Annotated in this window: 20 protein-coding genes; 14 read left to right on the forward strand and 6 right to left on the reverse strand. The window is 48.7% G+C overall.

The window, feature by feature from the left end:
* Window positions 1-214: 214 nt before the first annotated feature.
* The 4 genes from V7P87_RS03595 (at window position 215) to V7P87_RS03610 (ending at window position 5,363) form a co-directional block, all read left to right on the forward strand.
* The gene (locus tag V7P87_RS03595) at window positions 215-1,063 is read left to right on the forward strand and encodes an MBL fold metallo-hydrolase (protein WP_296295704.1); all 849 of its coding nucleotides are present in this window, start codon (window positions 215-217) and stop codon (window positions 1,061-1,063) included.
* A 369-nt stretch (window positions 1,064-1,432) separates the two neighbouring features.
* Window positions 1,433-4,084, forward strand: a complete 2,652-nt coding sequence (locus V7P87_RS03600) for an ATP-binding protein (protein ID WP_296295705.1) — start codon at window positions 1,433-1,435, stop codon at window positions 4,082-4,084.
* An 18-nt stretch (window positions 4,085-4,102) separates the two neighbouring features.
* On the forward strand, window positions 4,103-4,522 hold the full coding sequence (locus V7P87_RS03605) for an HIT family protein (protein WP_333796205.1): 420 nt from the start codon (window positions 4,103-4,105) through the stop codon (window positions 4,520-4,522).
* 1 nt (window position 4,523) lies between these two features.
* Window positions 4,524-5,363, forward strand: coding sequence for an HDOD domain-containing protein (locus tag V7P87_RS03610; protein ID WP_296295731.1), 840 nt, complete (start codon window positions 4,524-4,526; stop codon window positions 5,361-5,363).
* A gap of 127 nt (window positions 5,364-5,490) precedes the next feature.
* Here V7P87_RS03610 and V7P87_RS03615 read toward each other — a convergent pair whose 3' ends face one another.
* Together V7P87_RS03615 and V7P87_RS03620 are read right to left on the reverse strand one after the other, a co-directional pair.
* A complete protein-coding gene (locus V7P87_RS03615; protein ID WP_296295733.1) occupies window positions 5,491-6,387 on the reverse strand; it encodes a recombination-associated protein RdgC in 897 nt (298 codons plus the stop codon).
* Window positions 6,388-6,518: 131 nt separating this feature from the next.
* Entirely contained in the window at window positions 6,519-8,264 is a 1,746-nt protein-coding gene (locus tag V7P87_RS03620) for an ATP-binding protein (RefSeq protein WP_296295735.1), read from the reverse strand.
* A gap of 328 nt (window positions 8,265-8,592) precedes the next feature.
* Here V7P87_RS03620 and V7P87_RS03625 point away from each other — a divergent pair, with 328 nt between their 5' ends.
* The 7 genes from V7P87_RS03625 (at window position 8,593) to ung (ending at window position 16,174) form a co-directional block, all read left to right on the forward strand.
* Window positions 8,593-8,958 carry a response regulator gene (locus V7P87_RS03625; RefSeq protein ID WP_260656041.1) on the forward strand — a complete coding sequence of 122 codons (366 nt, stop codon included), beginning with the start codon at window positions 8,593-8,595 and terminating at the stop codon, window positions 8,956-8,958.
* The gene (locus tag V7P87_RS03630) at window positions 8,955-9,569 is read left to right on the forward strand and encodes a chemotaxis protein (RefSeq protein WP_333796206.1); all 615 of its coding nucleotides are present in this window, start codon (window positions 8,955-8,957) and stop codon (window positions 9,567-9,569) included. The genes V7P87_RS03625 and V7P87_RS03630 overlap by 4 nt, the downstream gene beginning before the upstream one ends.
* Window positions 9,569-10,540, forward strand: coding sequence for a sensor domain-containing diguanylate cyclase (locus V7P87_RS03635; protein ID WP_333796207.1), 972 nt, complete (start codon window positions 9,569-9,571; stop codon window positions 10,538-10,540). Before V7P87_RS03630 ends, V7P87_RS03635 begins: the two co-directional genes overlap by 1 nt.
* Window positions 10,541-10,773: 233 nt before the next feature.
* On the forward strand, window positions 10,774-13,233 hold the full coding sequence (thrA, locus tag V7P87_RS03640) for a bifunctional aspartate kinase/homoserine dehydrogenase I (protein WP_333796208.1): 2,460 nt from the start codon (window positions 10,774-10,776) through the stop codon (window positions 13,231-13,233).
* Window positions 13,234-13,236: 3 nt separating this feature from the next.
* Entirely contained in the window at window positions 13,237-14,190 is a 954-nt protein-coding gene (gene thrB / locus V7P87_RS03645; RefSeq protein ID WP_333796209.1) for a homoserine kinase, read from the forward strand.
* Window positions 14,191-14,194: 4 nt separating this feature from the next.
* On the forward strand, window positions 14,195-15,484 hold the full coding sequence (gene thrC / locus V7P87_RS03650; protein WP_333796210.1) for a threonine synthase: 1,290 nt from the start codon (window positions 14,195-14,197) through the stop codon (window positions 15,482-15,484).
* 24 nt (window positions 15,485-15,508) lie between these two features.
* Window positions 15,509-16,174 (forward strand): uracil-DNA glycosylase, encoded by a 666-nt coding sequence (gene ung / locus V7P87_RS03655; protein ID WP_333796211.1) that lies wholly within the window; start codon window positions 15,509-15,511, stop codon window positions 16,172-16,174.
* A gap of 159 nt (window positions 16,175-16,333) precedes the next feature.
* Here ung and V7P87_RS03660 read toward each other — a convergent pair whose 3' ends face one another.
* From V7P87_RS03660 to V7P87_RS03675, 4 genes are all read right to left on the reverse strand, one after another.
* A complete protein-coding gene (locus V7P87_RS03660; protein ID WP_296295749.1) occupies window positions 16,334-16,510 on the reverse strand; it encodes a DUF3545 family protein in 177 nt (58 codons plus the stop codon).
* A 220-nt stretch (window positions 16,511-16,730) separates the two neighbouring features.
* Window positions 16,731-18,344, reverse strand: coding sequence for a glucose-6-phosphate isomerase (pgi, locus tag V7P87_RS03665; RefSeq protein ID WP_333796212.1), 1,614 nt, complete (start codon window positions 18,342-18,344; stop codon window positions 16,731-16,733).
* Window positions 18,345-18,386: 42 nt separating this feature from the next.
* Window positions 18,387-19,340, reverse strand: a complete 954-nt coding sequence (tal, locus tag V7P87_RS03670; protein WP_333796213.1) for a transaldolase — start codon at window positions 19,338-19,340, stop codon at window positions 18,387-18,389.
* A gap of 378 nt (window positions 19,341-19,718) precedes the next feature.
* Window positions 19,719-19,961, reverse strand: a complete 243-nt coding sequence (locus tag V7P87_RS03675; protein WP_333796214.1) for a hypothetical protein — start codon at window positions 19,959-19,961, stop codon at window positions 19,719-19,721.
* Window positions 19,962-19,985: 24 nt separating this feature from the next.
* Between V7P87_RS03675 and yaaA the strand changes: the two genes are divergently transcribed.
* From yaaA to V7P87_RS03690, 3 genes are all read left to right on the forward strand, one after another.
* On the forward strand, window positions 19,986-20,765 hold the full coding sequence (gene yaaA / locus V7P87_RS03680) for a peroxide stress protein YaaA (RefSeq protein ID WP_333796215.1): 780 nt from the start codon (window positions 19,986-19,988) through the stop codon (window positions 20,763-20,765).
* 177 nt (window positions 20,766-20,942) lie between these two features.
* Window positions 20,943-22,241 (forward strand): inosine/guanosine kinase, encoded by a 1,299-nt coding sequence (locus V7P87_RS03685; RefSeq protein WP_333796216.1) that lies wholly within the window; start codon window positions 20,943-20,945, stop codon window positions 22,239-22,241.
* A 203-nt stretch (window positions 22,242-22,444) separates the two neighbouring features.
* The gene (locus tag V7P87_RS03690) at window positions 22,445-24,667 is read left to right on the forward strand and encodes a carbohydrate binding family 9 domain-containing protein (protein ID WP_333796217.1); all 2,223 of its coding nucleotides are present in this window, start codon (window positions 22,445-22,447) and stop codon (window positions 24,665-24,667) included.
* Window positions 24,668-24,680 lie beyond the last annotated feature (13 nt).

The raw sequence follows: 24,680 nt of genomic DNA on the forward strand, positions 1-24,680 counted from the left end.
GCAGGCCGCTGCTTGATCTGTACTGCTCAGAACTTCACTTTTCTGCTGATCCAGCCTGTGATGATTTGTGTATTGTCCTTGTCTGGTCATTATGTTAGAAAAATCTGAACCTGATGGTCGTCAACCACATAAATTCCAACCCTGTAACCCTCAGCCACATGACCGGCATCTGAAAGGCCGGTCTGGCACTTAGCCACCACGGAGGATTGTATTGATGCGTGTTATTTATCTGATGTTGTTATTGCTCAGTGCTGCGGTGTCAGCAAAAGAAGAAGATCGTTACGCCAAAGTGCAGATTGAAGCGAAGGCGGTAGCGGAGCATATTTATATGCTGACCGGCTCAGGCGGCAATATGGCTGCAGTAACAGGGCCGCAGGGGGTATTACTGGTGGATGCACAGTTTGCCGAGCTTGCCGGCAAAATTAACGCCAAACTGCAGCAGATCTCCGCTAACGGCAAGATTGCTACTCTGGTCAATACACACCACCATGCCGATCATGTCAGCGGCAATAAGGTGCTGGGGCAGGGCGTGGCTATTATTGCGCATCAGAATGTCTATCAGCGTTTAAATGCTGACGACAAGTTTGATAAAAAAGGCCTGCCGACAGTGCTGTTGCAACAACCGTTACAGCTGATGCTGAACAACGTCGAGCTGGAGCTGATTCCAATGCCGGTCAGCCATACTGACGGCGATGTTGTTGTTTGGTTTAAACAAGCCAATGTGCTGCACACCGGCGATTTAATGTTTGCCGGCCGTTTTCCTTTTATTGACCTGAAAAGCGGAGGTTCTATTGCCGGTTATATTGAAAATACCCGACAGTTGATTGCACGTATTGATGACAATACCAAGGTGATCCCTGGCCATGGTGATTTAACCAATAAAGCCGGATTACAACAGAGTCTGCAGATGATGGAAGAAACCCTGGCACTGGTGCAATCATACAAAAAAGCTGGTCTGACGCTGGATCAGGCTATTGCTAAAGGGTTGGGGGAAAAATACAAAAGCTGGCACTGGAACTTTATTACCGAAAAGCGCTGGATAGAAACTTTATATCAGGCGTAATGATTGAGATAGGCAGGGTTTTGCACCGCAAGGCCCTGTTTGCTTTTATAAAACCAGGCTTTCTCTACAGCTGCCTCAGTGACTGTTTTTTGCTTTTCAGGCGATCTGAGGTCGCGCCTTCAAAAATATTTATTGGCGTTATGAGCCTTGTAGCAATAGTCAATGGACGCTCAGGTTTTTGCGTTACCGGCAGCAAAGTTACCAATTTTTCGCAAAGCTTGCACTGACCGGACTGCGGGACAGTTGATAAAAAACTCATTTAAAAGCCTGAGCATACAATAGCCTGATAAAGCTGTTGTGAGCGGCTCCATAGCTCGGTATGCTGCATACATCAAAGAATCAACACCTTGGTAACGGACACAGGCACAGATGAGATTACGCGAAACGCTGGTGATATACATGTTTCCGTTATTGGTGCTGCCCACAGTGTTGTTCGGCTATCTTGCTTACCATTTCAGTACCTCCAGTTATACCCAGCAGGCCTATATTCAGGTGGCACGTCATCTGGCCGGGCAACAACAAAAAGTAGAACAGTTTTTTGGCGGTCAGCAGCACCTGCTATCGACCCTGGTGCAAACAGAGCAGCTGCAACAATATCTGAAAACCGGTAGCCCGGCCGATGCTGAGGCGCTTGCGTTATTGCTGGAGCGGATGCAGCAGCGCGACAATGACCTGCAACAAATCCGGTTATTAAAACTCAACGGTGAAATCAGTGTATCGGTGCCGGCTTTGCATTTGCCTAATCAGGGCAATCAGCGCTTTCGCAGTAATTATTTTTCGTTTTTACAGGCCATGGTGGACGATCAGGGTATTTTTATTGCGCGCGAAACCGAGCTGAATGAACTCAAAGTGGTGGTGGCGCAAAAAATTTATCAGCCAGCCCAAAGCAGCGCCGATTTAAACCGGCTCTGGGGTTATCTGGTGGTCAGCCTGGATCTGCGGCTGCTGGATCTGGTTGTACAAAATAAGTTGCTGAATCAACACGTCAACTTACTGGTCAGTAACACAGGGGTGATTGCTTATTCAGACAAGGTCAATCTGATTGGTAGTGCTTTTGCGCCCACGAATTTCCGTCAAATTCAACAAGCTGTGCATTCAGATCGGCTGCACGAAGTTACTTTGCTCGGTAAACCTATGCTGGTGCTGGCCAGTCAGTTACCGGGTGACTTTATTTTATTAAGCGCACTGGATGAAAAGGAATTACTGGCGGAGCATGCACTGTTACCGCTGTGGCTGTTTAGTGGCAGTCTGATTTTTGCGATCGGCTTGCCCTTACTGTGTTACTGGCTGCTGGTGAAATATATTTTTGAACCTATCAAAGTGCTGACCGAAGCCAAAACTGCGGTGGGGCGTGGTGATCTCAGTACCTTATTGACAGTGAAAAAACAGGATGAACTGGGTGATATGTTTGCTGCTTTTAACGTGATGGTGCGCCAGCTTCGGGTGTATCGTGAGCGTGAACGGGCTTATAAACAGTTGCTGGAAGACAAAGTACAGCAAAGAACCCAGGACTTAGCGCTTGCCAACAGTAATCTGGCCCAGGCCAACCAGGAATTGATTCAGGCACGCGAAACGGCTGAGCAGGCCAACAGACTCAAAAGTGTGTTTCTGGCCAATATGAGCCATGAAATCCGCACACCACTCACCGCCATCATTGGTTTTAGCGAACAGGCACTGGTAGAGACAGACAAAGATAAACTGGCGGATTATCTGCAGCGGGTGCTCAGAAGTGGCGATCACTTATTAAGTCTGATTAATGACATTCTGGATTTGTCCAAAATTGAAGCGGAAAAATTGGAGTTATCCAGCCAAACCTTTAACTTTCTGCAAATGCTGGACGATATTTATCAGCAAACCCGCAGTCAGGCAGAGGCCAAAGATTTACAGTGTTTGCTGGAGCTGAATTATCCGCTGCCGCAGTTTTTACGCACTGACGAACTCAGGTTCCGCCAGGTGTTATTAAATCTCACCAGTAATGCGCTGAAGTTCACCCAACGTGGCAAAGTGGTGATCCATGTCAGTTATCTGGTCGGGCAGGAGCAGCTGGTGATCAAAATTAAAGACACCGGCATAGGTATGACGCCGGAAGAGCTGAGTAAGCTGTTTCAGCCTTTTGTGCAGGCCGATGCGACTGTCACCCGGAATTTTGGCGGTACTGGTCTTGGCCTGGTGATTTCGAAAAAACTGATGCAGGAAATGCAGGGTGACATTAAAGTTGAAAGTGTGAAGGGCATTGGCAGCTGTTTTGAAATTGTGATGAACTGTGAAACCCAGCATCTGAGCCTGGTCGACAGTTATCAGCCGCCGCAAGAGCAAAACCCTGAGCCTGAAACCATTCACAGCCATAAGGTGAAAGTGCTGGTGGCCGAGGATAATACCGACAATCAGCTGCTGGTGTCGGTTTTACTGCGTAAAATAGCTGCAGAATTTACCATGGTTTCTAATGGCCACCAGGCCGTAGAGCAGCTATTGCGGCATGAATTTGATCTGGTGTTTATGGATATGCAAATGCCGGAAATGGGCGGGGAAGAGGCCACCAGGCTGATCCGTCATGCTGGTATTGATGTGCCGATTATTGCCCTGACGGCCAACGTAATGCGCGAAGATCATCAAAGGTATCTGCAGGCCGGATGTCAGGCGCTGCTGGCCAAACCCATAGTACAAAAGGACTTTTACGCCATGATCAAACAATACACTCACAAAGAGCGCACTTTGGAAGAAGAGCTGGCGCTGCGTTTGGAGCAGGACCCGGCCATTATTGCGTTAAAACGTGATTTTGCCGAACGTTTACCGTCCCAGCTTGCTGAGTTGCAACAATTGCAGCAACAAGGCGATTTGGCAAAATTACAATATGAAGCCCATAGCCTGAAAGGTTGTGCCGGCAGTATGGGATTCCCGGAAATCACCCAGCTGGCAGCAGAGTTGGAGCTGTCGGCAAAAACAGCGGATACCATGGCTTGTCAGTTGTTGATCAGCAGAATGCAACAATCTGTCCGGCCTAAATCGGAAGTGCAGGCCTGAAGCAGGCAAAGAGACTATATGGATCAGCAGTTTGAATTACATCCGCAACTGGCCAAAGATTCTGTCTGGCTGGCGGACTGGCCTTTGTGCCAACTCAGATTAATTAACGATAAAAATTACCCCTGGTTCTTGCTGGTGCCAAGACGCAGTGGTGCCCGTGATATTATCGATTTAAACAGTACAGATCAGCAGTTATTGTGGCAGGAAAGCAGCCGGCTCAGTTTGTTGTTAAGGCAAGAGTTTGAGCCTGACAAACTCAATGTGGCTGCGCTTGGTAATATGGTGCCGCAATTACATCTGCATCACATCGCTCGTTTTAACACCGACCCGGCCTGGCCAGCGCCGGTTTGGGGCAAATGCCCTGCCTTGCCTTATAGTGACAGCGAAATAGCCACTATCTGTCAGCACTGGGCTGCGCTTGCACAACAAGGGAACTGATATGTCTGTACAACATGCATTGATGACATTATTAATGGAAAAACTGGCTACCAATATGCTGGTATTGCCAACCTTACCGGAAATTGCGGTAAGGGTGCGCCAGGCGGCTGATGACCCGGATATTAACCTGCATGCGATGTCTGAAGTGATAGCCCTGGATCCGGCGCTGGCTGCCCGGATGATCAAAATTGCCAACAGCGCTTTTATCGGTCGCAGTATCAAAGTGTCGACGCTGAATCAGGCTGTCACCCGTATTGGTCTGAGTCAGGTGAAAAATATTGCTACCGCCATGGCGCTGGAGCAGCTGTTTGTCAGTCATACCGCCGAAGTTGCTGCCACTATGGCTGATTTATGGCGCGACACAGTGCATGTCACCTGCGTGGCTATGGCCTGCCTGAAACTGTACTTACCCCAGCATAAACACGACAGCCTGAATCTGGATACCCTGACATTGGCTGCTTTGGTGCACCGTATTGGCGTGTTACCCATTCTGGTAGAAGCGGAAAAGTACCCGGAAGTGTTTGCTGAACCGGAATTTTTGCGTAAAGCAACAGATGAGCTGGCTTCCCGTATTGGCGTGGCTATTATGCGGCACTGGGGCTTTGCCGATGCTTTTATTGAAGTGGTCAGTCAGTGGCGTCAGCCTTTGTGCCAGGAGACTGTGCAATATACAGATTTTGTCCGGCTTGGTTTGTTATCTCTGGGGTATTACCGTGACAGACGAGATAGCGATAGATTGATAGAACACTACCTGAAACAAGGGCTTATTCCAAACCGCGATTTTATGCAGGACGCTCAGATAGCTGCAGCTGTTGCTGATGCCAAAGCAATTTTTATGTAACTGAGCTATGGCGATGAATGGGTGCTTTGAGGTTAAACAGATCTGTTAGCACAGCGTTTTCAACGCCTGGAAAATAAAAAAAGCCACTTGTGCACAAGTGGCTTTATTACGGGCTGCGGCACTGCTGTTATTCGGCACTCACCGCCTGACGAACCGCCTTTAATACCGAAGCCAGCTCGTTGGCCATCACCAGCAAATCGGCATCAAGACGCAATACCATATCATCCCAGCCTAATTCGTCGTTGCTTTCTGTCAGCATTTCATGAAAACGCAGTTTTTTCAGGCTGCCATCGTCACAAACCATCAGACTGATTTGGTTTTCCTGCGCCAGCTCCAGTTTGGTTACCAGCTTATCTTCCAGATGACTTTGCACTTCAGCTGCGCTTAACAGGTGATTGCTGAATTTCACTTTGGCGCCTTCTTCATCCGGTGCTTTGAGTTCAGCTTCGTTGCCAAGCACAAAACCCTGAGGCAAACCTTTGTTGGTCAACCATTGTTGCATCGCCAGATTCAACTGGTTCTGGTCAATCCAGGGCAATGCAGGCAGAGAGCCTAAGGCCTTACGCACCAGACTTAACACTTCTTCTGCGCGGCCAGCTGAGCTGCTATTCACAATAAACCACTGATTCTGCTCGTCATAAAGTGCAGTAGTGACACTGGAGCGACTAAATGCCCGCGGCAGCAGCATCTGGATCAGCTCTTCTTTGAGTGCGTTCTTTTCTTTGCGACCCAGTGGCCGGCCTTTTTCGGCTTCCAGCGCGTCAATTTTGGGTTGCAGCTCTTCATTCACTACTGCAGCAGGTAACACTTTTTCCTGGCGTTTTACTGCGAATAAATGCAGATGACCCTGCTGATGGTGATATTGTTTAATGCTGTGGTGCAGTGGGTAGGTAAAGCCCATTTTCACTGCTTCCTGGCCGGTGCAAGGGCTAAACTTATGCTCTTGCAAAGCGCGTTCCAGTGCTTCGGCTTGCAGATTTAACGGTTCGGTAATTTGATAAACACGCAGATTTTTAAACCACATAACTCACTTCACATCAGATCCTGGCAAAAAAAACAGTATACCTGTAACGGGGCGGGGCACAACCTGCAGTTGGCTGGAGCTGTGCCGGATGCTGAAGATAACAGCAACCAGGGCACAGCCATCCGGGCCTTTTACGAGCGTTTTAACGTTTTTGGAAAGCGGATATGGTACGCCAGACCATGGCCTGGTTCACTTTTCACCTGAATGCTGCCGCCTAACGTCTGACGCACCAGGTTGTAGGTAATATGGGTGCCAAGGCCACTGCCACCCTGGTCTCTTTTAGTGGTAAAAAACGGGTGGAACAGTTTTTCCAGCTGCTCAGGTGTCAGGCCTTTGCCGTTGTCGGCGTAATTAATATCTACCACATTGCCTTCATCCACCACAGTGATGTTGATATTGCCTTCTTCCATCTCTTCAAAACCATGGATCAGGGAGTTCATCAGCAGGTTGGTGAAAATTTGCGAGATGGCACCGGCCGGGCAACTCAGGGTCAGGTTTTCCGGGCAGTTCACTTCAATATGATGTTTGGTCTTTTTAAAATGCGGCTGCAGTGAACGGATAATTTCATTCAGATATTCATGCAGCTGGATAGTACGAATGGCTTCACTGGTTTGATCCACGGCAATTTGTTTAAAGCTGGCAATCAGCTCAGAAGCGCGGATAAGGTTAGTGTTTAAAAGCTCAGTGCCCTGTTTGGCTTCTTCAATAAAATGTTCCAACGCCTTGGGCGACAGGCTTTTTTCCTGATAAGCATGCTCCAGTGCCGCCAGTTTTTCCGCCAGAAAGCTGGTTGCCGTGACGCCAATGCCCACAGGTGTATTGACTTCGTGGGTAATACCAGCCACCAGGCCACCCAGCGCCGCCATTTTTTCCGATTGCACCAAGCGGTCCTGCGCCTGGCGTAAATCGTTGACCAGTTTTTCCAGTTCAGTTTGTTTGCTGCGAAGTGCTTCTTCGGTGTGGCGGCGGCGTTCAATTTCTTCACGCAGTGCCTGCTGTTTTACTTCAAGCTCTTGTTTTTGTTGTTGTAAATCCATCATGGCCTGGCTTAAGCCCGAGGTTTTACGCGCCACTTCCTGTTCCAGGATCAGATTGTGCTGGTCGAGTTTTTCATTGGACTGCAGCAGTTGTTTTTGCGTGTTTTCCAGCTGGCCTTTGTAATCCTGCACCCTGGCGATCAGGCGGTTAAAGGCATCAGCCATCACGCTTAATTCATTGGTATCGCCATGCTGAATTTCAACTTTGGCACCATCGAGGTTATCCAGTTCCAGTTCTTCAATTTGCTGGGTCAATTCAGCCAAAGGCAGGGTCAGTTGTTTTCTGAAGGCAATTAAAAACAAAATAATCAAAAAGGTGGTTTTGAGCAGCGCGTTCCCAATCAGGAAATAGATACCCACTTTGATCCGATCCAGTACTATGGTGCGGCTGGAAAACAGAGTGACGTCACCCACCTGGGTGGCACGGCCGGAAAATTCAAAAATCAGCGGAAAAGTATAACCAAAAAGACCGGATTGTTGTTCGGTCAGCCGCACCCCTTCTTTAACCAGCTGATTACTGTACCTTTCGCTGATATCAACATATTGGCCGAGCTGTGTGATCACAGCGCCGCTGTCGTCGCGCACAATAATGCCTTCGATTGACGGAATGGCCAGTAAACCATCGGCAATAATCAGTGCTTGTGTGGTGTTTAACTCCCAGATAGCCCGGGTTAAGCTGCCGGAAATGGTTTGTTGTAAGGTAGATAGCTCGCCATTGATGTGGTTTTTGGTATTAAAGTACTCTGCAACAATCTGACCGACAGTGACGACAAAAGTTAAAATAAAATAAACCGACAAAACTTTGGTCAGCAGTTTTCTGGATAAACTTTTTTGCTGCATCTGACTACCTGTGCTTTCAGCGGGGGTGTGTGCCACCTGATGCTGTAAAATTAGCTAAAAAAAACAACAATTAAAATAGCAAAATCGGATTAAGTTCCGCCATTTGCCACTTTATGTCAATTCTGTATTTTTTTGTGTGGTTTGCTGAATTTTTTCTCCGAACTATAGCTGAGATTTAGCTTTGGCGAAAATCAAGACACTTATGTTAAAAATGGCGGCAAAGCTGTAGCGAAATGCGGGCAATCTGTTGCATTAGGCGGGTCAACTGGTTATATTTTGCCCGTAACTTCGCATAAATATTAGAATTATAAAAACGGAGCTGTAGCGAATGGCGTTGCCGGTACTAATTTGTGATGACTCTATACTGGCGCGAAAGCAAGTACGTAAGAGCCTGCCAGAATCTTTTGATGCCGAATTTCAAACTGCTGCCAATGGTCTGGAAGCGCTGGCTATTTTGCGCAGCCAGGAAATTGGTTTGGTTTTTCTTGATTTAACCATGCCGGAACTGGATGGTATTGGCGTGCTTGAGGCCATCAAAGCGGAAAATATCGATTGTTTTGTTATTGTGATTTCTGCCGATATTCAGCCTGAGATGCAAAAACGGGTGATGGAACTTGGTGCCCTGGCTTTTATTCATAAACCTGTCAATGAAGAAAAGCTGAGCGGCATCTTAAAACAATACGGATTGATATGAATAACCTCGGCTTTAGCGAAGAACAACGCGACTGTTTGCAGGAAATTATCAACGTCGCTATGGGCCTGGCCAGCGATAAACTGGCGCGTTTTCTGAATACATTTGTCCATCTGCAAGTGCCTTCGATTGCACTGGTTGGCGCCAGTATGATCCCGGCTGAATTTGAAAGCCGTTACCGTGACACCGAAGCGGCGCTGGTCAGTCAGGGTTTTTTTGGCAATGAAGGGGTGCGTGGTGAAGCCATAGTGCTTTACCAGATGGCCAATGCCCATAAAATTTCGGCTTTGCTCGGTTATGACGTGGGTGACGTATCTGAGATAGAGATGCTGACCGATATCAGCTCGATTTTAACCACGACATTTTTAAATGGTATGGCACAACAACTGGAAAACAGTTTGTCGTACAGTGCGCCACGGGTCTTGTCGTCGAATAACGGTGACTTATCCGGCATGCTGAAAAACACTTCTTTTCACTGGGAACACGCCCTGAAAGTGGATATCAGTTATCAGCTGGTGGATCATTCTTTTAACTGCGATATGATTTTGTTGATCCCGGCTGAAGCGGTCAGCAATATCAAAACCATCCTCGACCGTATTCTGGAAGATTTTTGATGTCTCACGCCTGGTTAAGCAGTCCAATCCTGGCACAACTCAACAGTGGTGTGCTGGTGATTGATGATGAGTATCAGATCCACTACGCCAATAGTTTTATTGAACGTCATGCTGGTCTGCAGCTTGCGGATATTCAGGGAAAATCTTTATTTTCTGTGTTTGCTGATTTGCCCGAAGCCTGGCTTAAACGCAAGCTGATGAGTGTGCTGGATTTAAAAACGCCGGCTTTTAGCAGCTGGGAACAGCGCCAGTATATTTTTAAGTTTGCCCATCTAAGACCCATGACCAGCAGTAGCCAGTATATGGCGCAAAATTGCACTATGTTGCCGCTGGACACGCCACAGCTGGAACAGCCGCTGATTTGTATTCTGATTGAAGATGCCACCGACGCTTTTGTTTATCAGCAGCATCTGAGCAAAACGCTGAGTGAACTGGAAAAAGCCAACCGGCAGGACGGCCTGACCAAGGTGCTGAACCGGCGCTTCTGGGAAGAGCAGCTAAAACAGGAAATTCACCGGGCGCAGCGTTACCGTCATCCTTTATCTTTATTGTTGTTTGATTTGGACAAGTTTAAGGATTTAAACGACAAATATGGCCACTTAGGTGGTGATTTTGTGCTGGTGGAATTGGCCTCTTTTATCGGCAGCCTGCTGCGTGATTCTGATTTATTGGGCCGTTATGGTGGTGAAGAATTTGGCATTATTTTGCCCGACACGCCGTTATCCGGTGCTGTTGAAGTGGCACAGCGTATTTGCGATGCTGTGGCTGATCATCTGATGTTATTTAATCAGCAAACCATCAGAGCCAGTTTAAGTATTGGTGTGGCCGAGTTTTCGCCAAAGCAGCATGTGTTACACGACGATTTAATCCGCAGTGCCGACATTGCCCTTTATAACGCCAAAAGAGCAGGCCGGAACCGGGTTTGTATTTTCCAGCCTGGTGTCAGTGACTATCAGAAAAAAGCCAACTAACGGCTTTGCTGGCTTGCCAACACATCGCCTTTAAAAAATTCTAAACATTTAGATTGACAGACGTCTAAAACTTTGAGCATATAGACAGTATGAAATATACACATCTCAATACCACCACCATTATTACAACCACCACCCTTACCGGGTAGGAGGTCGGCGGCGTATTGTCTTAAAAAAGGCCCGTGACCTCACCAGTCACGGGCCTTTTGCGTTTCTTGCAAAGGAGAAATCTTATGAGGGTGCTGAAGTTTGGTGGTTCGTCATTAGCGTCGGTCGACCGTTTTTTAGAAGTGGCCGGCATTGTAAAACAACAACTGAGTGCTGAGCCTGTTGGCCTGGTGCTCTCCGCCCCCCAGGGTGTGACCAATTTATTGGTTGAGCTGACCGATTTAGCCTTTTTGGGCGCCGACTATTTGCCGCTCCTCAAACAATGGCAACAGCGGCTTGAGACTTTGCAGTCAGAGGCCCAAGCACAGCTGCTCGCAGCGGACAACGAAGCGCTGACGCTGGTTCGTGAGCAGCAGTTTGCACAGTTATCAGCACAGCTGCAGGGGGTGGCTTTATTACAATATTGCCCCGATCACGTTAAAGCCCGCATCCTGGGTTTGGGTGAACAATTTAGTGTTGCGTTGATGACAGGGCTATTAAAAAAGCTGCAAATTGACACTGTTGCACTCGACTCTGTGGCTTGTGTCAAAAGCCAGGGCGATTATTTAAATGCAGTGGCTGACATTCCTGCATCTGAAGCTGCATTAAGTGCCGCTATTGCTAAACAGCAGGCGCAGGTTTACGTGATGGCTGGTTTTGTCTCCAGCAACAGCAATGGCGAACTTTGCCTGTTAGGGCGCAATGGCTCTGATTATTCCGCCGCTATTGTTGCTGCCAGTATCCGCGCCAGCGTTTGTGAGATCTGGACAGATGTAGATGGTGTGTATAGTGCCGACCCGCGTCAGGTGAAACAAGCGCAGCTGATTGACCATTTGTCTTATGACGAAGCCATGGAGCTGTCATATTTTGGCGCCAAAGTACTGCATCCAAAAACCATAGGTCCGCTGGCCCGCTATCAAATCCCTTGTTATATCAAAAACACCTTAAACCCATCGGCGCCTGGCACTTGTATCGACGCCAATAATAACGGTGATTCGCTGGTCAAAGGCATTTCCAGCCTGGAGCATCTGGCGCTGATCACCGTCTCTGGCCCTGGCCTGAAAGGTGTGGTGGGCATGGCGTCGCGCGTTTTTGCCACTATGGCACGCGAGCAGGTGTCGGTCAGTTTAATTACCCAGTCGTCTAGTGAATTCAGCATCAGTTTTTGTGTGGCACAGCTTGATTTAAATGTCGCCAAAAAAGCGCTGGAAACAGAATTTGAACTGGAGCTGCAAGGCAAGTTATTAAGGCCGTTGGCCATTCAGTCGGATATGGCCATTGTCAGTTTAGTGGGTGATGGCATGCGCCAGCACCGCGGTGTTGCGGCCAAGTTTTTTGCGTCTTTATCCCAGGCCCGCGTCAATATTGTTGCCATAGCGCAAGACTCGTCAGAGCGCTCAATTTCAGCTGTGGTTGAGCAAAAGTCCTGCCGTAATGCGGTGAAAGTTTGCCATGAAAACTTCTTTAGCCATGTACCCAGCATTGATGTGTTCCTGGTCGGTTGTGGTGTGGTGGGTAGTGAATTGCTGGCGCAATTTGAGCGCCAACAACAGTTTTTACAACAACGTAATGTGCGCCTGAGTGTTTATGGTATTGCCAACTCTAAAGCGCTGTTGCTGGATGCGCAGGGCATTAACCTCGCCAACTGGCAACAACGGATGGAAGGGCAAAAACAGCAGTTTAGCCTGGAAGCCCTGAGTCAGTTTGTACAGGACAACCATTTAACCAACCCGGTGTTGATTGATTGCACCAGCGCTGAGGCTGTGGCTATGCAATATGCCGATTTCCTGGCCGCAGGTTTTCATGTGGTCACGCCAAACAAAAAAGCCAATACCGCAAGCCTGGATTATTACCGGCAGCTGCGTTTGGTGGCACAGCAGCATCGTCGTCGGTTTTTATATGAAACCACAGTAGGGGCTGGTTTGCCGGTCATCGACTTTTTACAGGGTTTATTAAACGCCGGTGATGAGTTAATGGCCTTTGAAGGCATTTTGTCCGGTTCTTTATCTTATATGTTTGGCGAGCTGGAGCAGGGCGTTGCACTGTCAGACGTCACCGCCAAAGCCAAAGCCATGGGTTTTACTGAACCTGATCCACGGGATGATTTATCGGGCATGGACGTTGCGCGTAAGCTGTTGATTCTGGCACGCGAGTCGGGTTTACAGCTGGATTTATCGGACGTGACTGTTGAATCTGTATTGCCTGCCGATTTTGCGCCGGGCGCTTCGGTTGCAGATTTTATGGCGCAACTGCCACAGCTGAATAGCTGGTTCGCCGACAAAGTGGCGGCTGCTAAAAGTGAAGGCAAGGTGCTGCGTTATATAGGTGAAATTGCCAACGGCCAGTGTAAGGTGTCGGTCAAAGCATTAGATACAAACCATCCGCTCGCCAAAGTGAAAGATGGTGAAAATGCCTTGGCTATTCACACCCGTTATTACCAGCCTATTCCTTTTGTTCTGCGGGGTTATGGCGCCGGTGCTGCGGTGACAGCGGCCGGTGTTTTTGGTGATGTGATGCGTACCCTTGGCTGGCAGCAGGAGATGTAAATCATGAAGTCGTATTTTGCACCAGCTTCAACCGGCAATTTTTCGGTTGGGTTTGACTTACTGGGCGCAGCTTTTGCGCCTGTGAACGGTGAGTTATTGGGGGATGAGCTGGTGATCGAGGGCGAGGCGGCAGAACTGACACTGCGCCAAAGCGGTCGTTATCTGCATCAGTTGCCAGCTGATGTCACGGATAATCTGGTGGTGCGCTGTTTTTACGCTTTTGAAAAAAAGCTGGGTAAAACTTTGCCACGCCTGAGTTTACACCTGAAAAAACACCTGCCGGTGGGCAGTGGTTTAGGTTCCAGCGCCTGTTCTATTGTGGTGGCCTGTTATGCCTTTAACGACTATTTTGGCAAACCACTTTCCGATTATGAACTGCTGCAACTAACCGCCGAATGTGAAGGGGGCGTCAGTGGTGCTGTGCATTATGACAATGTGGCGCCGTCATTGGTGGGCGGCTTGTTGCTGATGTTGCCACAAAGCCCACTGCTTTACCGGCCTTTGCCCTGGTTCCCGCACTGGAAAGTGGTGCTTTGTTATCCGGGCACTGTGCTTTCGACCAAAGCCGCCCGTGAAGTATTGCCCAAAGCATTGAGCCTGAAACACAGTATTGCTTTTGCCGGCAATCTGGCGCGTTTTGTGTCGGCGCTATACGCCAAAGATGAAAACGAAGCTTTTGCATCACTGCAGGATTTAGTGGCTGAACCTGCCCGTTTGCCTTTGATCCCGGAGCTTAGCGCCATTCGAACTGCACTTATGGCCAAGGGGATTGGTCATGTCGGCATTTCCGGCGCTGGCCCAACTTTGTTTGCGGTTTGCCAGAATGACGAACAGGCAGCCTTTGCTGCAGCTTATTTCAAACAACATTATGAAAAAAATCAGGATGCCATGACTCATATCTGCACTTTAGAGCAGCAGGGCGCGCGGGTGTTATTCAATCAGTCAGTACAGGATTAAGCAGATGATGTTACGTAATATCAAAGTTCCGGCACAACAAGTCAGTTTTTTAGACGCAGTACGCATTGGTTTAGGTGAGCAGCAGGGGCTGTTTTTTCCGGATAGCTGGCCAAAGCTGGATGTAGATGCTTTGTTGGCAATGCCATTTGCTGAGCGTAGTGCTGTTATTTTACAGGCGCTCATAGGTGATGAATTACCCGAAGCTGAGTTGTCAGCCCTGGTGGCCGAAGCTTTTGCTTTCCCTGCGCCGCTGGCGGCAGTGACCGACCAGGTTGCTTGTTTAGAATTGTTTCACGGGCCTACTTTGGCTTTTAAAGACTTTGGCGGTCGTTTTATGGCGCGGGCTTTAATGGCGTCACAGAAGCGTTCCGGCGTGAAAAAAACCACGATAGTCACCGCCACTTCAGGTGATACCGGTGCTGCCGTTGCCCATGCGTTTTATCAGCAAGCGGGTGTTGATGTGGTGATTTTGTTCCCCAAAGGCAAAATAAGTGTGCTGCAGGAAAAACTCTTTACCACTTTAGGTAAAAACATTCACACCCTGGCGGTAGAGGGGGATTTTGACCAGTGTCAGGCGCTCGTGAAAGAAGTGTTTAATGACCGTGCTTTGGTGGAAAAACTGAATATCAACTCGGCAAACTCTATTAATATCAGCCGCTTATTTGCGCAGATTTGTTATTATTTTGAAGCTGTCGCTCAGGTGCCTGCAGAAAAACGCCATGATATTGTGATTTCAGTGCCAAGCGGCAACTTTGGTAATTTAACCGCTGGTTTAATTGCCAAAGTATTGGGTTTACCCATTAAACGTATGATAGCTGCCACCAACAGCAATGACACTGTGCCAAGGTACTGGCAAAACGGGCTGTGGCAGGTCAAACCCACAGTGGCCACCTTATCTAACGCCATGGACGTCAGCGCGCCGAATAACTGGCCGCGGGTGGAAGATTTGCTGGCGCAAGGTGTGATTTCCCGAGACGATCTCAGCACAACCATGGTGGATGAAGAAGATACTCAGCTTGCGATGCGTCAGTTGTCGCAGTTGGGTTATTTGTCTGAACCGCATGCCGCTGTTGCTTATCGCGCGTTAAAACGCGAATTGCAGCCGGGCGAATTTGGTATTTTCCTGGGCACTGCCCATCCGGCTAAATTTAAAGAGCAGGTGGAAAATATCCTGGGTAGCCCAATCGCCTTACCGCCTGAATTAGCGGCCGTTGCCGGCGAACCAAGTTTAGCTGTCGACATGGCGGCAGATTTTGTAGAATTGCGCAAAAAGTTACTTGCTCTTGCTGAATAAGCCGGGCTTTTCAGGAAAATAACTGTGCATTTAAGCTGGCATGACGTGATAGGGGCTGAAAAAACTCAGCCCTATTTTCAACAAACCATCGAAACGGTAAAACAGGCCCGTTTGGCCGGTGAGGTGATTTACCCGCCGGAGGCTGATGTATTCACCGCTTTTAAGCTGACCGATTTTGCCAATTTAAAAGTGGTGATCATAGGGCAGGATCCCTACCATGGCCCGAATCAGGCGCATGGTTTGTCGTTTTCAGTGCGTCATGGCGTGGCTATTCCGCCTTCACTGCGCAATATGTACAAAGAGTTAGCGCTGGAATACGCCGATTTTCAGATGCCCAGGCATGGTTGTTTAGAAAGCTGGGCCACTCAGGGCGTGCTGTTGTTAAATACAGTGCTGACAGTGGTGGCCAATCAGCCTAATTCACATCGTGAGCTTGGCTGGGAGCAATTTACCGACAATGTGATCCGGGCTATCAGCGACAAAGCCGAGCCTGTAGTGTTTTTGCTATGGGGGTCACACGCCATTAAAAAACAGCGTTTGATCAACGCAACTAAACATCAGATTTTAACAGCACCCCATCCGTCGCCTTTATCGGCGCACCGGGGTTTTTTAGGTTGTGGTCACTTTGCTAAAGCCAATGCAATTTTAACGGCCTGGGGCAAACAGCCAATCGACTGGCAGATCCGTTAACAAGCCACTGAGAACAGGCCACAAAGAACAGGCCAGAAAAAATATTGACGAAATAACATCAAAACCAGCATCAGTGTGGCACTGATGCTGGTTTTGTTTTAGGAAATGCCGGAAGCTAAAAAGCAAAAAGCCCAACTGCGGAAGGTTGGGCTTTGGTTGCTAAATCAGCTGTTCCAGTAATTCGTCGTCGAGGTTTAAATCTATGTCTTCCAGTTCTTTGCGCAGTCGCTGCCGCTCTTTGACCGCTTCAATTTCGCGCCATTTGCGTTTCACCGCTCTGCCGCTTTTTGCCGCTGGCCGCTCCAACATGTTCAGTAAGTCCTCAAAGCTTTCCATACTGCACCTCGCTGAGTTGTTGTTATTTTCGCCAAAATTGATAACACACTTTAACGAAAAATAAAATAGCCAGATGACAGAAAAATGAAGCTCAGATGAACAATTGTGTTGAACTGGTGATCGTCAGGGATCCCCAGTGGCTCAGCACAGCGGCACCCAGATGAAAAAACATAAAAAAAGGCAGTGCATTCACTGCCTTTTTCAGTTTTTAATCAATAACTTATTTCTGAAATCGTTTGATAAGACTGCTGGTCGATGCATCAAACTGGTGCTGCTGCTGACCGGATAACACCTGATAAATAGGTGTAGATAATTGTTTACCCAGCTCCACACCCCATTGATCAAAAGAGTTAATGTCCCACAGCACACCCTGCACAAAAACTTTGTGCTCGTAGAGTGCAATTAATGCTCCCAGGTAATAAGGGGATAACTCAGGCAACAACAAAGTGTTGCTTGGTTTATTACCAGGTGAGGCTTTATGTGGAGCTAACAGTGCCGCTTCTTCGGCACTGCCACCTGCAGCCAAGACTTCAGCATGGGCTTCGCTGATGGTTTTACCTTGCATCAAGGCCTGAGTCTGGGCAAAACAGTGGGCAGCAAGACGCTGGTGATGATCGGTTAAATCATGGGCTGGCCGAACCGGCAGAATAAAATCAGCCGGCACTGCCAATGCACTTTGATGCAGCAGCTGATGATAAGCATGTTGACCATTGGTGCCGGCGTCCCCCCAAATCACAGGCGCTGTCGCTAGATCCAGCGCCTTGCCTGTTAGGTTCACAGCTTTGCCGTTACTTTCCATATCCAGCTGCTGCACATAAGAAGGCAACAGCCGTAAATAGTGGCTGTAAGGTAACAGTGCCTGGCTTTGACAGCCGTGAGCGTTAATATACCAAACGCCCAACAGTGCCAGAATCACCGGCATATTTTCGGCAAGGGGTGCCTGCATAAAATGCTGATCCATGGCATAAGCACCGGCCAGCAGCTGCTGGAATTGGGTGACACCCAGCATTAAACAAAGCGGAAAACCAATGGCCGACCACAATGAATACCTGCCGCCGACCCAATCCCACATCGGCAGAATATGTTCTGGGATGATGCCAAATTCAGCCGCCGCTTTAATATTGGAAGAGGTGGCCCAGAAGTGTTTGGCAATGGCGTTTTTATCGGCGCCGTTGTCGAGGAACCATTGACGGATAGCCAGCGCATTCTGTTTGGTTTCTTCAGTACCAAAAGACTTGGACGCCACAAATACCAAGGTGGTGGCCGGATCCAGACCTTTGACCACATCAGTGACCACAGCACCGTCAATATTGCCGGCAAAGTGAATTTGTACCGGGCTGATATTGTAAGGTGTTAAAGCTTCCACTGCCATTTGTGGCCCCAGCAAAGAACCACCAATGCCTATCCAAATCAGGTCAGTGATAGGCTCGCCGTTATAACCCAAATACTGTGCGTTATTTAGGCTACTGACCAGCTGATGCATTTTTGCATGACAATCGGCAATTTCGCTGCTGATATCAACCCCATCCAGGCTCAGATTGGCGGTGACAGGTGCACGTAGCGCTGTATGCCAGACACTGCGCTGTTCGGTATTGTTAATTTTGTCGCCGGCAAACATCTGCGCTTTTTTCTGCGCTAACGGGCTTTGTTCAGCCAGGGCTAACAGCCGTTGCCAAATTGCATCTGTGATCAGATTTTTCGAATAATCCAGATGAATGCCACAGGCATCTAAGGCAAAACGTTCAGCCCGGGCTGGATCTTTGGCAAATTCTGCACGCAAATCCAGCGGTTGCTTTGCAAGAGCGAGCAGGTCGCTCCAGACAGCAGACGACATAAAAACTCCTGTTAATGAAGATGGCCTATGGCAGCGCTGCTGTTATTGCAGCGCTATGCTTATCACTTGTTCCAGTTTGCGCTGGTCAATAGCAAATTTACGGATGCCTTCTGCCAGTTTTTCGGTGGCCATGGCATCTTCGTTCAGTGCCCAGCGAAATTCGCTTTCAGTTAAAGCCGCAGGCGCTTTGTGGGTGGCACCTGTGTCACGCAAGTGTACGGTCAACTCGCCTCTTTGTTTGCTCAGCTCGTCCAACAGGGCAGGGGCTATGGTTAAACGGTCACAACCGGCCAGCGCCAGCACTTCACCTGTATTACGGAAGCTGGCCCCCATCACAATAGTTTGATGGCCATGCTGTTTAAAATAACGGTAAATTTCCCGCACCGAAATCACGCCCGGGTCAGTTTCGGCATCGTAACTCTGGCCGGTATTGGCTTTGTACCAGTCCAGAATACGGCCAACAAAAGGAGAAATCAGAAATACACCGGCTTCAGCGCAGGCGCGGGCCTGGCACATATGGAATAACAGCGTCAGGTTACATTGGATCCCTTGTTGCTCCAGCACCTTGGCGGCCTGAATCCCTTCCCAGGTGGAAGCAATTTTGATCAGGATTTTGTCGGTAGCAACACCGTTTTCCTGATAAAGCGCAACCAATTGTTTAGCTTTGGCAATGGTCGCTTGGGTATTAAAACTTAACCGGGCGTCCACTTCAGTGGAAATGCGGCCCGGTACCAGTTTGCTGATGGCAGTGCCCACATCGACGGCAAATTTGTCAGAAGCCAGGCTTAACTGTGCTGCACCGTCGTCGGTTTTGCTTTTGGCATAAGCGGCAGCTGCGGCCAACAAAGGCTTGGCAAACTCCAGCTGGCTGGCGTTTAACAATAATGATGGGTTGGTGGTGGCATCCTCAGGGCGGAATTGTTCGATGGCTGTAATGTCACCGCTGTCGACTACGACTGTAGTCACAGCTTTTAATTGCTCTAATAAAGTGCTCATATTGTTTTATTACCGTTATTTGGTCAGCTTTTTGCTGAAATTAAAACTGATTCTAAATATTTGTAGGAAAATTACAACATAATTACCCATTACCCCGGGTCATACTTTGGTATGAACCATCTGGTTCATATCAGGCGGTTTGCCGCCGAAGTGGCGGCGCTGCCGTCATTATAGCTGTCTGGTTGTGCGGCAAAGCGCAAAGTTGCCGCTTTGACCGACCTCAGCTGCTGGTGCATTGCACTTGATCTGCACTTGATTTGCACTAGGCCTGCATTTTCGGCGGCGCCTTGGGCCGCTACCGCAGCTTCAGCTTGAATGGCCGTTAAATTATCTTGTTATTGTGTCGCGCAGATGAAAATTCACGGTTTCAACTTACGCTTAATTCGGGATGCAACAGTCCAACAAGCAAAAATAATGCTGATTGTGCTGATGAAGTGGACAGGGCAACACGACTGTCGATTTTGCCAGTTCGGCAGCATGGCGCAAAGTAGCAAACTGCGGAATTTTGTCACAAATCAGCGCTTTTATTCTGGCTTTGGCGTTTTTGCCGGTTTTTTCGGCATAAGCTACGGCCACAGTAACTTTGCCGGCCGCGCGGCATTTGTTATAGTCGCGCCCCATTGTAGTTTTGTTGAGACAAACCCGATGTTAATGGTTGTATCTCCTGCCAAAGATTTAGATTACCAGACACCGGCGCCGGATTTTGCCTGCAGCCAGCCGGACTTGTTAAACCACAGCGCTGAGCTGATTAAAATTTGCCGCACTCTGACACCACTGCAGTTGTCTGAACTGATGCATATCAGCGACAAACTGGCCGGTTTAAATGCCGCCCGTTTTGCCCAGTGGCATTTGCCTTTTACGCCAGATAACGCCAAAGCGGCTTTATTTGCCTTTAACGGTGATGTGTATCAGGGGCTGGATGCAACGAGTTTAACCGCCGATGATGTGCATTATGCCCAGCAACATTTACGCATTTTAAGTGGGCTTTATGGTGTCTTAAAACCGCTGGATCTGATGCAGCCATACCGGCTGGAAATGGGCACCACCCTGGCCAATGGCCGTGGTGCCAATTTATATCAGTTCTGGGGTGATATAGTGACAGAGCAGCTCAATCAGCAGCTGGAACAGTTAAAGGCACCAGTGCTTCTGGATTTAGCCTCGCAGGAATATTTTAAAGTAGTCAAACCCAAGCTGCTGGCGCGTCCTGTGCTGGGTGTGCAGTTTAAAGACTATAAAAACGGTGATTATAAAATTATCAGTTTTTTTGCCAAAAAAGCCCGGGGTTTAATGGCGCGTTATGTGATTCAGCAGCAGGTACAGCAAGTGGAGGCGCTTAAAGACTTTAATCTGGGAGGGTATCGGTTTAGCAGTGCCGACTCCAGTGCGACACAGCTGGTGTTCTTACGGAAAGACCAAAACGCCTGAGCCCCGACCAGGCTAGTTGCCGCTGGCAAAGCCTTACTTGAACTTCTGCCGATTTGCGCAGGTCGCTAAAAATATCGTCTGCGCTCTTTATTTTCCGCTGCGCCGCCAAAAATAGCGGCTGCGCTTTATCACGCAGTTTTGCTAAAATACTGGCCTGACCTTTATTTGGATTGAACGATGAAATTTCCCGGCCGCCGTAAACTGAAGCATTATTTCCCGGTCTCCCAGCCAAAATTACAATTACCAAGTTTTGAAGTGCGGCCTGAGCTGGACACTTATGTAGTGGGTTTAGATCAAACCATCGTCGATGTGATTGCCAATGTGTCGGACGAATTTTTAGAAAAATATAATATTGGCAAGGGTTTATCTAACCTGGTGGAACACGGCAAAGCCGATCAGATTTATCAGGAGCTGGTGCAAAACGGCGCTATTTCCGACCATTTTGCCGGCGGTACCATTGGCAATACTATTCATAACTACTCAGTACTGGCGGACGATAAATCTGTGCTCCTGGGCGTGATGTCGGCCAATATTCAGCTTGGCAGCCCGGCTTATCATTATTTATGTCATACCAGCTCTAAAGTGGATATGAACCACCTACAAGGTGTGGAAGGGGATATCGGCCGCGGTATTACCATGATCACCCCGGATGGCGAGCGTACCTTTGTGATTGACCCGGGTGAAATGGACGCTTTAACTCCGGCTTATATTCCAACAGAGATCATTGCCGGTGCCGCTGCTGTGGTGGTCAGTGCTTATCCACTGCGCGCTTCAGGCCAGCCGATTCAGCAAGCGATGCTGCGTCTATTACAGGTAGCCAAAGAGCACAATGTGCCTGTGGTGATGAGCCTTGGCACCAAACATTTGGTGGAAGAACACCGCGAGCTTATTCTCGCCACAGTGCGTGATTATGTCGATGTGCTGGCGATGAATGAGCTCGAAGCCGAAGCTTTAACCGGTTTTGCCGACCCGTTACAGGCGGCAGAAGCGGCGCTGGAGCTCACTGATATGGTGCTTATCACCGCTGGCCCTGAAGGTTTGTATCTCTGTGGTTATACCGATGAAGCCGGCAAACGTGAAACCACCAATCCGATAAAATCCGGCACTATTGCCGACTATAACCAGTTTGAATTCAGCCGTCCGGTGCAAAAACAGCACTGCAAACAGCCGGTAAAAGTGTATTCACATATTGACCCTTATTTAGGCGGGCCTGAGCGGATTAAAAACACCAATGGTGCAGGGGATGGTGCTTTAGCGGCCATTTTGCATGATATTGCCGCCAATCATTACCACCGTCATGCCTTGCCGCTGTCGAGCAAACATGAGCTGCCTTATCTGGCTTATTCGTCTTTTGCCCAGATCTGTAAATATGCCAACAGGGTGAGTTACGCCATTCTGGTGCAAAATGCACCAAGGTTATCCCGGGGTTTACCGGAAAAAGAAGATAGTCTGGAAGAAGCCTACTGGGAACGTTGATTTTATAAAAATCAATATCTTATACAGCAAAACAAAAAGCCGCCTTCAGGCGGCTTTTTGTTTAAACGTCAGATTTTGCTGCTTTGGCGCATTCGTTTGTCAAGCGTTGGTCAGCTCTTTATAGTGAGCGGCAATTTTGCGCTCAAACTGGATTTGTGATGAGGCTTTTTCGACAAAAAACATTAGGATTGTTGCTCTGTGCCTTGAGTTGGCCAGTGCTGGCGGCTGAAATTGCCATACCCAGAGTGAACAGCGCTGTAGTGGTGGATGGTGAGCTGAATGAAGCCGCCTGGCAACAAGCCAAAGCTGTTGAGCTGAAGTACAACACCTGGCCGGCCGAAAACACTCCGGCGCCGGTCAGTACCACAGCTTATGTGATGGAAGACGGCGAATTTTTTTATGTCAGTTTTGTGGCGGAAGACCCGGATCCCAGCAAAATCCGCGCTTTTTACCGTGACCGCGACAAAATCTGGGATGACGACAACGTCGGTATCAAAATAGACACCTATAACGACAGTAAACTGGCGTATCAGTTTTTTATCAATCCTTTTGGTGTGCAGGCTGATGCCATCGAAAATGAAATCATCAAAATGGAAAGTGATGCCTGGGATGGGATCTGGCAAAGTGCCGGTAAAATCACGAAAACCGGTTATCAGGTGGAAGTGGCTATTCCGCTTAGGATGTTAAATTTTAACGATCGGCTGGCGCAGCAACAGTGGAAACTGGAGTTGTTGCGGTTTTATCCGCGGGATGTGCGAAACCGCATTTCCAGCAATAAAATTGAGCGTAATAACCCCTGCTGGATTTGCCAGATGTCGCCAGCCACTGGTTTTGCCGGTGCTAAACAAGGCCACCATTTTACCCTGGTGCCGTCTTTGGTGATGGGGGCCAGCCAGCAACGTGAAGTGACAGCTGCGGGCAATACCGACTGGCAAAGTGATACCAATGTTGAGCCCAGTCTGGATTTAAAATGGGGTATTACGCCGGATATCAGCTTAAACGCTACCTTAAACCCGGACTTTTCCCAGGTCGAAGCCGACGAAGCCCAGGTATCGGTCAATGATACTTTTGCACTGTTTTTTGCCGAAAAACGCGCATTTTTCCTCGATAATGCCGACTATTTTTCTTCGCCAATGGATCTGGTATACACCCGCAATGTGTCATCGCCTGATGCCGGCGTAAAACTCACCGGCCGCCACGACCAGCAATCTTTTGCTTTTTTTGCTGCCAACGATAAAAGTACCACTTTTATCGTGCCGGGCAATATCAGCTCGGACATTGCCAGTCTGGATGCCAAAAGTGAAAACGCCGTGCTGCGTTACCGTTTTGATCTGAACCCACAGCTGTCGCTTGGCTGGATCAGTACCTTGCGCCAGAGTGACGACTATCACAACTTTGTGCATGGTCTGGACGTCAAATACCAGTTGAGTGCGCAGGACAAAGTGATAGCGCAGCTGCTGCGCAGCAACAGCGAATATCCGACTGAGCTGGCGGCGTTACTCAGTGACGAAGCAGCACTTCGGGTGAAAGATCAGGCCTTTAGTGATATGGCCAAATATCTGGCTTATGAACATGAAAACCGCAACTGGAGCTGGTACAGCCGTTATCAGGGACTGGATGCTGATTTTCGCGCTGACATGGGTTATATGCCGCAAACCGACAGCCACAAAATGGTGCATGGTGGCACTTATCAGTGGTTTTCGGACTCACCCTGGTGGAACAGATTTCAGATCTGGGGGGATTGGGATATCACCCACAATGATGATGGTGAGTTGCTGGAAAAAGAAACCGAAATTGAATTTCAGCTGTGGGGCGCCCAGCAGGCTTATGGTTTTATTGGCCTGACCGGCCGTGACCGAGTCGGCAGCAGGCTTGATGGCAGCACCTTAAAGGTGGACGCCAACACCGGGCTTTTTGCTGAGCGGTTGTTTTCAGCCGGCGCTGAAGTGCAGCCCTGGTCTGGGGTATTTTTAGCGCTGGAAGCCGAAACCGGCGACAAACTGGATTTTCGCAATAACAGATTAGGCGATGGTTTAGAGCTGGCGCCAGAGCTGCGCTGGAATGTGGATGCACATCTGCAGGTGCAGGCGCGCCATACTTACCGTACGCTTGATGCGATGAATGCTGAAGTTTTTACCGCCAATCTGACCGATTTACGTCTGAGTTATCAGTTTTCGGTGCGCAGTTTTGTCCGTCTGGCGCTGATTTATTCCGATATCAGCCGAAACCCGGCCAATAATACCGGGGTAGTACAGGCCAGAGAAAAAACGCTGGGCTCGCAGCTGTTGTATTCGTACAAGCTAAATCCACAAACCCTGTTTTTTGCCGGTTACAGCGACAATGCCTTTAGTGATGACGAGGTCGAAAGTTTAACCCGCGACCAACGTTCGGTATTCTTAAAATTCAGCTACGCCTGGATGTTATAAAAGCTGGTGGTAA

This window comes from Rheinheimera sp., assembly GCF_036782235.1.
Classification (GTDB): domain Bacteria; phylum Pseudomonadota; class Gammaproteobacteria; order Enterobacterales; family Alteromonadaceae; genus Pararheinheimera.